This window comes from Cupriavidus sp. GW822-FHT06G04, from assembly GCF_058799075.1.
On sequence record NZ_JBXALD010000003.1, the window covers coordinates 671,109 to 679,091 of the forward strand.

Sequence of the window (7,983 nt, forward strand, 5' to 3'; positions counted from 1 at the left end):
GAAACAAATACTTCGCCCTGTCAGGGGCCGGGTATACCCTTGCGTCTTTGCTAGCCTGACCCCGCCCATGTCGTCGCCTGTATTCTTCCGCTCGCTCCACCGTTCCGTTCAACGCATCGCCGCCGCCGTGGCACTCACGGCCGTCCTGGCGCCGGCCGCCCACGCCCAAAGCCCCGTGCTCGACAAGATCCGCGAAACCGGCACCATCACGCTTGGCTACCGCGAATCGGCGCTGCCGTTTTCATTTGGCGACGACAAGGGGCAGCCGGCCGGCTATGCCGTGGATCTGTGCCTGCGCGTGGCCGACGCCGCCAAGCACAAGCTGGGGTTGAAGGACCTCAAGGTGCGCTGGCTGCCGCTGACGCCGCAGAATCGCGTGCCGGCCGTCGTCAACGGACTGGTCGACCTCGACTGCGCGCCCAACACCAATACGCTCGAACGTCAGAAACAGGTGGCCTTCAGCGTGTCGCACTATGTGTCCACCGTGCGCATGCTGGTGCGCGCCGATTCGGGCATCAAGTCGTTTGACGACCTGCGGGGCAAGACCGTGGTGACCAGCGCCGGATCGACCGGCGATCGCCACGTGCGCCGCCTCAAGAGCGAATACGGATTCCGCGACGTCTACGCCAAGGACCACGGCGAATCGTTCCTGCTGCTGGAAACCGGCCGCGCCCAGGCCTTCGTGATGGACGACGTCCTGCTGGCCGGACTGCGCGCCAAGTCCAAGGACCCCTCGCAATACGTGATCGTCGGGCCGGCACTTTCGGTCGAACAGAACGCCCTGATGATGTCCAAGGCCGATCCCGAGTGGAAGCATTTGGTCGATCAGACGCTGGCCAAGACGTTTGCCAGCGCGGATGCCGCGGCACTGCAGAAGCGCTGGTTCCAGCAAGGCATCGGCGCGCGCGGCACCAACCTGGCGCTGCCGCCTTCCGCTGAAGTCCTGCAGGCCTGGAAACACCCCTCGGACGTTGTGACGGAGTAAGCATTTCCGGCGCAACGCCCCCGGAAAAGCCCTGAGTTGACGGCCCGCCACGCCTTGTCCACACTGGCCCAGCGCGGTTTTACCGGCCGGTAGAACCGGAATAACGCGAACCGCCGAAGGCGGCAACCGAGGAGAAATTTCATGAACAAGTTCATCGCCACCGCCATTGCGCTGGGTCTTGCCACCGCTTCGGTGGCCGCCGTTGCGCAGGACAAGAAGTCGTTCGATCCGTATTCGCAAGGCGCCAAGTCGGGCGAGAAGTTCGATACCTACAGCCAGGGCGCCAAGGCCGGCGACAAGTTCGACACCTACTCGCAAGGCGCGAACAAGAGCACGCGCGCCGACCTGGTCGATCAATCGGCCGCGCCGAAGAAGTCGACAAACAAGAAGGCCACTAAGAAAGCCACGCCGGCCAACTGACCCGCAGCTTCGCGCAGCTTGAAAAAACGATGAGCCCTTCCTAGCGAAGGGCTCATTGCTTTGGGGCGTCCCGGCGCCTTACCGGTTGTCGTCCTTGACGTCCAGTTCCAGCGCCGTCACGTCGATGCGCTGGACCTCGTTGTTCTGGCGGATCTCCGTGCGCAGCACGAACGCCTCGGCGGGACAGTACCAGTCGGTCACATGGAGCACGCTCGGCTCGAGCTGCAGCAGTTCGTCGCCGATCATCAGCGGGCCTAGCGATGTGCGCTTCTCGTAAGTGATCGGCATGCATTCCTTGCGCCCCATCACCGTATTGATCATCTGCCTGCGGCCCACATGGCGCGCGCTGACGATGATCGACGCATGCAGCGCCTGCATCGTGCCGACCACCTCGTCCTGGCCCAGTGGGTAGATCTTGAGCGCGACGCTGGACTGAAACGTCTCGCCGTCGAGCATGGCGCCCTCGCGGATTTCCGTGCCCGCATAGTTGAAGACGCCGCTGCCCGTAAACGACGCCTCGCCGAACATGCGCGCGTAACGCGCGCGAGCGTTGATCACGGCGTTGCGGCTGTCGATGCGCGTGCGGGCCGTGGCCGCGCTGCGGTCGATATTGATCTCGTGGACCTGATCCATCACTACGGGCGGGCCCATCAGCGCCGACAGCGCCGATTTCGAACGCACCTCGAGCTGGGCGCTGCAGCCGCGCGCCGTGCGCATCACCTCGCGCAGCGTCATGGTGATCGACATCGGCATCGATCCGTCCCCCTCCATCTGCACGCGCGAGCCGGAGCGGAACCACGGCGCGTCGCACAGCGCGGCGCCATTGGGCATCGGCGGCGTCATGCCCGATACGGGCGCCGCCGCCGGATCCGCCGCGGCGGCGGAAGCCTGGGCGCACGCCACGTTCACCCCACCCATCAGCAATAACGCCAACAGCACCGATTTCATCGCGATTCCCCGTCCCCATGGCCAAGGCGCCGTCGGATCGGGCCAGCGGCAACTCGGAATGGCGCCAGTATTCACGCGAAAACGATGGCGCGCAAATGACCCCTTCCCTGGCCGGGACGGGCCGGAAGCACCCAAACCGCAGGGCGGACAAGTCGCTCGTGCTAACATTGCGCGCCCGCGGACCCTTGCCGGCCCTGGCGGCAGCGGCGCAGCGCGGTAAAACGGGCGGCGCGCGCGGTCTTCGCAACGGCTTCGGGCGCACAGTTTGTCCACCGATTCCGGGCTTGCCGCGTTGTGGGGTGTTCGCCACAACGCAAGCCGCACAACCCGCCTCCGGTATCCCGGCCATTTCAGGAGAGATATGCGTAGTTCCTCGCCCTCGCGCCATGCCGGGCTGCCTGTCGGCATGATCGCTCTGGTAGTTGTCGCAGTGCTTCTGGTCTGGTTCGGCACGCTCGATGCCCGCCACCTGCTGCGTCCGGACGAGGGCCGCTACGCCGAGATCTCCCGCGAGATGTTCGTGACTGGCGATTGGGTCACCATCCGCTATAACGCACTGAAATACTTTGAGAAGCCGCCGTTCCACCTGTGGGTGACCACCATCGCCTACGAGCTGTTCGGAGTGGGCGACTGGCAGGCACGGCTGTGCGTGGCGCTGTCGGGCATTGCCGGGCTCGCCGTCACGATGCTGGCGGCGGCGCGCTGGTTCGGCTGCCGCGTGGGCCTGCTGACCGGTCTGGCAATGCTGGCCATGCCGATGTGGAGCGTGGCCGGCCATTTCAATTCGCTGGACATGACATTGTCTGGCGCCCTGGCCTGCGTGCTGGCGTTCATGCTGCTCGCCCAGCACCCGGACACCTCGCCGGCCGCCCGGCGCGCGTGGATGTTGGCCTGCTGGGCCGCCATGGGCGTCGCCATCCTGACCAAGGGCCTGGTCGGCATCGCCCTGCCCGGCCTGGTGCTGGTGGTCTATACGCTGGTCACGCGCGATCTGGGCCTGTGGCGCCGCTTGCACCTGCCCAGCGGCATGGTTGCGATGCTGGTGGTGACGGTCCCTTGGTTCTGGCTGATTTCCTCGCGCAATCCCGAATTCCCGCAATTCTTCTTTATCCACGAGCACTGGGATCGCTACACCTCCACGGTGCACGCGCGCAAGGGATCGATCTGGTATTTCGTGCCGCTGCTGCTGGCCGGCCTGCTGCCCTGGCTGGGCCTCACCCCGCGCATGTGGGACGTGGTGCGCGAGCGTGCGGGCGCGGCGCGCGGTGTCGGCGGCAAGCCGTTCCAGCCCGCCCTGCTGTGCCTGATCTGGTTTGCCGCAATCTTTGTGTTCTTCAGCTTGTCCGGCTCGAAGCTGCCCGGCTATATCGTGCCGGTGTTTCCCGCGCTGGCCATCCTGGCAGGCGTGGCGCTCGACCAGATCAACGACCGTTCCTGGAACCGCCAGATCAACGCGCTGCTGGTGCTGGCGGTGGTCGGGCTGGCTGCCGCGCCGGTGGTGGCCACGCTGTCGCGTCCCACCAATCCCAATGAAGTGTTCCGCGCATTCGCGGTCTATATTGGGGTAGCGTTTGCGGTACTGTTGGCCGGCATGCTGCTGGCGCGCCGCCTGCTGCGCACGCGCGGCCTGCTGCCCAGCATCGCGGCGTTTTCGCTGGCGATGTTCCTGACCTGCACGATCGGCCTGATGGGCCACGAGGTCATGGGCCGCCGCGCTTCCGGCATCGATCTCGTGCCGGCCATCAAGGCAGTGCTCAAGGACGACATGCCGATCTACGGCGTGGGTGTGCTCGATCACACGCTGCCGTTTTACCTGGGCCGCACGCTGACGATGGTGGCCCATCCGGACGAGCTGGAATTCGGCACCACGCAGGAGCCGGGCAAATGGATTCCGACCATGGACGGTTTCATCGCCAAATGGACCGACGGCAAGCCCGCGCTCGGTATCATGTCGCCGGAAACCTATGACGACCTGGCCGCCCGCGGCGTGCCTGTGTACGTGGTGGCGCGCGACATCCGCCGCGTGGTCGCCAGCAATTTCCCCGTGCCGGCGGCCGCGCCGGCCCAGCAGCCCCGAACCGCCCCATGACGCTTTCGACTTTCGCATTCATCTTTACCGGCGTGCTGCTGAACGCCTGCGCCCAGCTGCTGCTCAAGGCCGGCGTCAATGCCGTGGGCGCGATTACCATCGACCGCGCCACGCTGTTTTCCACGGCCTTGCGCGTGCTCACGCAGTGGCCCGTGATCGGCGGTCTCACGCTGTATGTGGTCAGTGTTGGCGTATGGATCATCGGCCTGTCGCGCGTGGACGTGTCGATTGCCTATCCGATGCTTTCGCTGGGCTATGTGGTCAACGCGCTGGCCGCCTACTGGCTGTTCGGCGAGATGATCGGTCCCTTGCGCATGGCCGGCATCGTGCTGATACTGGCTGGCGTCTTCCTGATTGCCCGTTCCTGATCGAACATGACTGCTTCCGCCTCGCAGGATTTCCTGCCGTTCGTACGCCCCAATATCGATGACGCCACGATTGCCGAGGTCGGCAAGGTGCTGGCATCGGGCTGGATCACGTCCGGCCCGAAGGTGCAGGCTTTCGAAGCCGCGTTGTCTGAACTGTTCGGCGGCCGGCCGGTGCGCACGTTTTCGAACGGCTCCGCAACGATGGAAATCGCGTTGCGCATTGCCGATATCGGTCCCGGCGACGAAGTCATCACCACGCCGATCACCTGGGTGGCAACGGCCAACGTGGTGCTGACCGTCGGCGCGCGCCCGGTGTTTGTCGATATCGACCCACGCACCCGCAACATCGACCTCGACGCCGTCGAGGCGGCCATCACGCCGCGCACGCGCGCCATCATTCCCGTGTACCTGTCGGGCCTGCCGGTCGATATGGACCGGCTGTACGCGATCGCCCGGCGCCACGGCCTTCGCGTGATCGAGGATGCGGCGCAGGCGATCGATTCGCGCTGGCGCGGACAGCGCATCGGCGCGCTGGGCGATCTGGTCAGCTTCAGCTTCCAGGCCAACAAGAACATCACGACCGTCGAAGGCGGCTGCCTGGTCATGAACACGCCCGAAGAGGCGCAGCGTGCCGAGCGCCTGCGGCTGCAAGGCGTGATCCGCACCGGCATGGACGGCATGGATGTCGAGGAGCCGGGCGGCAAGTTCAACCTGACCGATGTGAACGCGGCCATCGGGCTGGCGCAGTTGCAGCAGCTCGACGCCATCACGACGCGCCGCGCCCAACTGGCCGAGGAATATTTCCGTTGCGCGGCCGACGCCGGCCTGGCCGAACTCGGCATCGAACTGCCGCTGCCGCGGGATCCGTCCGCGGCAACGACCAACTGGCACATGTTCCAGGTGGTGCTGCCGGTCGATCGCCTGCAGGGCGGTGCGGCCGAGGCGCGCAAGCATGTAATGGAAGCTATGCGCGAACGTGGCGTGGGCACGGGCGTGCATTATCCGCCGATTCACCTGTTTACCTATTTCCGCTCCCTTGGCTGGCGCGAAGGCATGCTGCCGCATGCCGAACGCATCGGCCGCGGCATCGTCACGCTGCCGCTCTTTCCTGCCATGCAGGCCGCCGATGTGGCGCGGGTTTGCGAAACACTCAGCCAAACATGCAAACGTCTCTCTCACTAAGCCCGGTCGAGGTCTCGGTCGTCATTCCCGTCTACAACGAGGAAGGCGGACTGCAGGCGCTGTTCGACCGCGTCTACCCGGCGCTCGACGCGATGGGTGAATCGTACGAGGTCATCTTCGTCAACGATGGCAGCGTCGACCGTTCGCCGCAGCTGCTGGCCGCGCAGTTCCACAAGCGCCCGGACGTGACCCGGGTGATCCTGTTCAACGGCAATTTCGGCCAGCACATGGCAATCCTTGCCGGCTTCGAACACACGCGCGGCCGCATCGTCATCACGCTTGACGCGGACCTGCAGAACCCGCCGGAAGAAATTCCGCGCCTGGTGGCAGAAATGCGCAAGGGCCACGACTACGTGGGCACGATTCGCCGTCAGCGCAATGACACCGCGTTCCGGCGCTATGCGTCGCGCGCGATGAACCGTCTGCGCGAGAAAATCACCAAGATCAAGATGACCGATCAGGGCTGCATGCTGCGCGCTTATGACCGCAATGTCATCGACACGATCAACGCGTGCCGCGAGGTGAACACGTTCATTCCAGCGCTGGCGTATACGTTCTCGTCGAACCCCGTGGAAATCGAAGTCGGCCACGAGCAGCGCCACGCAGGCGAATCGAAGTATTCGCTGTACCAGCTAATCCGCCTGAACTTCGACCTGGTCACCGGTTTCTCGATCGTGCCGCTGCAATGGTTCTCGGCCATCGGCACGGTGTTGTCGATCTCGTCGGCGGGCCTGTTCGTGATCCTGCTGATCCGTCGCTTCCTGCTCGGCTCGGAAGTGCAAGGCGTGTTCACGCTGTTCGCCTTCAACTTCTTCCTGATGGGCATCATGCTGTTCGGCATCGGCTTGCTGGGCGAATACATCGGCCGCATCTACCAGGAAGTGCGCGACCGCCCGCGCTACCGTATCCAGGCCGTGCTCGAGCACAACCCGCGCGACCCGCGCCAGGAAGTCGCGTCGGAGGCATCGTGCGCGCCGTAGTCTTTGCCTATCACAATGTCGGCGACCGCTGCCTGCGCGTGCTGCACGCGCGCGGCGTCGACGTGGCGTTGGTCATCACGCACCGCGACCGTGCCGACGAAAACATATGGTTCGCGCGCGTGGCCGATACGGCGGCGGAACTGAACCTGTCGTTCCTGTACGGCGAAGACCCGACCGATCCGGCCCTGGCCGACGCCGTGCGCGCCGCGCGGCCCGACGTCATTTTTTCGTTCTACTATCGCGCCATGATCCCGGCCGAAGTGCTGGCGATCGCACCGTCCGGCGCGTTCAACATGCACGGCTCACTGCTGCCGAAATACCGCGGCCGCGTGCCGGTGAACTGGGCGGTGCTGCATGGCGAGACCGAAACCGGCGCCACGCTGCACGCGATGGAAGCCAAGCCCGACGCCGGCTATATCGTCGACCAGACTTCGGTGCCGATCCTGCCCGACGACACGGCCGGGCAGGTCTTCGAGAAAGTGACGGTAGCCGCCGAACAAACGCTGTGGCGCGCGCTGCCGGCCATGATGGCCGGCCAGACGCCCAGGCGGCCGAACCGGCTGGCAGACGGCAGCTATTTTTCCGGGCGCAAGCCCGAGGATGGCCGAATCGATTTCAACCAGCCCGCCTCCGCGGTCTACAATCTCGTCCGCGCAGTGGCTCCGCCCTACCCGGGCGCGTTCACCGAGCTTGGCGGACGCCGTTTTATCGTCGCGCAAGCGCGGCGGCTTGACAGCGCTGCGGCGCCCGCAGGCCTGCCGCGCGGGCTGCACGTCGTGGACGGTCGCATCGTCGCCATCTGCGGCGACGGCGGCGTGCTGCGCGTGCTGCAACTGCTCGAAGGCAGCAGCGCCGAACACGCCAGCCCGGTGTCCGCCACCGAGTTCCAGAACATCATCTCCGCACAGTCCACAGAGGAAAACCGATGAAAAAGGTCCTGATTCTTGGCGTCAACGGCTTCATCGGCCACCACCTGACGCGCCGCATCCTGGAAACCACGCCGTGGGAGGT

At 65.4% G+C, this 7,983-nt stretch carries 7 protein-coding genes and 2 pseudogenes; 8 read left to right on the forward strand and 1 reads right to left on the reverse strand.

The window, feature by feature from the left end:
• Nucleotides 1–67 precede the first annotated feature (67 nt).
• Both AC1RKI_RS10360 and AC1RKI_RS10365 read left to right on the forward strand, forming a co-directional pair.
• The gene (locus AC1RKI_RS10360; protein WP_150981040.1) at nt 68–985 is read left to right on the forward strand and encodes an amino acid ABC transporter substrate-binding protein; all 918 of its coding nucleotides are present in this window, start codon (nt 68–70) and stop codon (nt 983–985) included.
• Nucleotides 986–1,126: 141 nt separating this feature from the next.
• Nucleotides 1,127–1,405, forward strand: a complete 279-nt coding sequence (locus tag AC1RKI_RS10365; protein ID WP_061959646.1) for a hypothetical protein — start codon at nt 1,127–1,129, stop codon at nt 1,403–1,405.
• 78 nt (nt 1,406–1,483) lie between these two features.
• Here AC1RKI_RS10365 and AC1RKI_RS10370 read toward each other — a convergent pair whose 3' ends face one another.
• Complete coding sequence (locus AC1RKI_RS10370) at nt 1,484–2,353, reverse strand: hypothetical protein (RefSeq protein ID WP_061959645.1); 870 nt, start codon at nt 2,351–2,353, stop codon at nt 1,484–1,486.
• 361 nt (nt 2,354–2,714) lie between these two features.
• On the opposite strand from AC1RKI_RS10370, the gene AC1RKI_RS10375 reads away from it, so the two are divergent.
• From AC1RKI_RS10375 to AC1RKI_RS10400, 6 genes and pseudogenes are all read left to right on the forward strand, one after another.
• Nucleotides 2,715–4,442, forward strand: a complete 1,728-nt coding sequence (locus tag AC1RKI_RS10375; RefSeq protein ID WP_492797432.1) for a glycosyltransferase family 39 protein — start codon at nt 2,715–2,717, stop codon at nt 4,440–4,442.
• Complete coding sequence (locus tag AC1RKI_RS10380) at nt 4,439–4,810, forward strand: DMT family transporter (protein WP_061959643.1); 372 nt, start codon at nt 4,439–4,441, stop codon at nt 4,808–4,810. Before AC1RKI_RS10375 ends, AC1RKI_RS10380 begins: the two co-directional genes overlap by 4 nt.
• 6 nt (nt 4,811–4,816) lie before the next feature.
• Nucleotides 4,817–5,992, forward strand: coding sequence for a DegT/DnrJ/EryC1/StrS family aminotransferase (locus tag AC1RKI_RS10385; protein WP_061959642.1), 1,176 nt, complete (start codon nt 4,817–4,819; stop codon nt 5,990–5,992).
• Nucleotides 5,971–6,972, forward strand: coding sequence for a glycosyltransferase (locus AC1RKI_RS10390; RefSeq protein WP_061959641.1), 1,002 nt, complete (start codon nt 5,971–5,973; stop codon nt 6,970–6,972). The genes AC1RKI_RS10385 and AC1RKI_RS10390 overlap by 22 nt, the downstream gene beginning before the upstream one ends.
• 38 nt (nt 6,973–7,010) lie before the next feature.
• Nucleotides 7,011–7,820: pseudogene (locus AC1RKI_RS10395) on the forward strand (formyltransferase); the annotation flags it as partial.
• Nucleotides 7,772–7,983 (forward strand): annotated as a pseudogene (locus tag AC1RKI_RS10400) (hypothetical protein); the annotation flags it as partial. The pseudogenes AC1RKI_RS10395 and AC1RKI_RS10400, both read left to right, overlap by 49 nt.

Bases quoted from the DNA above. Each gene is read 5' to 3' on its own strand.
- AC1RKI_RS10360 (WP_150981040.1), top strand. From the start codon at position 68: ATGTCGTCGCCTGTATTCTTCCGCTCGCTCCACCGTTCCGTTCAACGC.
- AC1RKI_RS10365 (WP_061959646.1), top strand. From the start codon at position 1,127: ATGAACAAGTTCATCGCCACCGCCATTGCGCTGGGTCTTGCCACCGCT.
- AC1RKI_RS10370 (WP_061959645.1), bottom strand. From the start codon at position 2,353: ATGAAATCGGTGCTGTTGGCGTTATTGCTGATGGGTGGGGTGAACGTG.
- AC1RKI_RS10375 (WP_492797432.1), top strand. From the start codon at position 2,715: ATGCGTAGTTCCTCGCCCTCGCGCCATGCCGGGCTGCCTGTCGGCATG.
- AC1RKI_RS10380 (WP_061959643.1), top strand. From the start codon at position 4,439: ATGACGCTTTCGACTTTCGCATTCATCTTTACCGGCGTGCTGCTGAAC.
- AC1RKI_RS10385 (WP_061959642.1), top strand. From the start codon at position 4,817: ATGACTGCTTCCGCCTCGCAGGATTTCCTGCCGTTCGTACGCCCCAAT.
- AC1RKI_RS10390 (WP_061959641.1), top strand. From the start codon at position 5,971: ATGCAAACGTCTCTCTCACTAAGCCCGGTCGAGGTCTCGGTCGTCATT.